The organism is Agromyces humi (assembly GCF_009720255.1).
GTDB lineage: Bacteria > Actinomycetota > Actinomycetes > Actinomycetales > Microbacteriaceae > Agromyces > Agromyces humi.
Genome location: NZ_WJSP02000672.1, coordinates 1 through 1,021, shown reverse-complemented (window position 1 = coordinate 1,021; position 1,021 = coordinate 1). Strand labels below are relative to the sequence as shown.

Below are 1,021 nucleotides of genomic sequence, written 5' to 3'. Positions count from 1 at the left end.
CCCGCCCAGGCGATCCTCGATCGGTCCCCGTCCACCGGGCGCCCGTCGAGCCGGGCGCGCCCGTCGGCGTGGGCGAACCCGAGGAGGGCGGCGAGGAGGCTCGACTTGCCGGTGCCGCTCTCGCCCGTGATCGCCACGACCTCGCCGGGTCGTGCAGTGAGGTGGAATCCGTCGAGCACGACGCGGTCTCCGCGAGTCACTCGGAGGTCGTCGATGACCAGCCCGAGGTCGTCGACCGAGACGGATGCGGCGTCCCACGCATCACCGCGACCGGGTGCGGGCTCGTCCGCCGGTTGCTCGGCGGCCGCCAGCAGGTCGAACGCGTCGCCCGACGCGGTCACGCCCGCCGACGACGCGTGGAAGGCCGCGCCCACGTTGCGCAGCGGGAGGAAGACCTCGGGCGCGAGCACGAGCACGAAGAGGCCGGGTGCCAGGGTCAGGTCGCCGGCGACGAGGCGCAGTCCGATCGACACCGCGACGACCGCGACCGAGAGGCTCGCCGCGAACTCGAGGGTGAACCCCGACAGGAAGGTGATCCGCAGCACCTTCATCGTGCGCCGGCGATACTCGTCGGTGACCGCCCGGATCCGCTCGACCTGGCGGTCGGCACGCCCGAACAGGATGAGCGTCGAGAGGCCGCCGACCACCTCGAGGAACCCGCGCGACAGCGAGGCGAGGCTCTCCCACTGCCGCCGCTGCACTGCACCGGTCGCCATGCCGATGAGGGCCATGAAGACCGGGATGAGGGGCAGCACGACGACGAGCACGAGGCCCGTGAGCGGGTCGGCGATCCACACGGCGATGACGCAGGCGGAGGTCGCGACCACGGTGAGCACGAGCTGCGGCAGGTAGCGGCCGAAGTACTCGTCGAGCGCCTCCAGGCCCGGCCCCAGGAGCGTGGCGATGCGCGACGTGGGGAACGCCGGAAGGCCGCCCGGCCGCGTCTCGAGCGCGCGGAGGAGGTCGCCGCGCAGCTCGGCCTTCACCCGCATCGCGCCGGCCGAGCCCACGACGTCCCAAC

General features: G+C 73.4%; 1 protein-coding gene. It reads right to left on the bottom strand.

Features of this window, described 5'->3' with window-relative positions:
* The coding region (locus GH736_RS23410; RefSeq protein WP_159607450.1) for an ABC transporter transmembrane domain-containing protein at nucleotides 1-1,021 on the bottom strand (1,021 nt) is incomplete at both ends.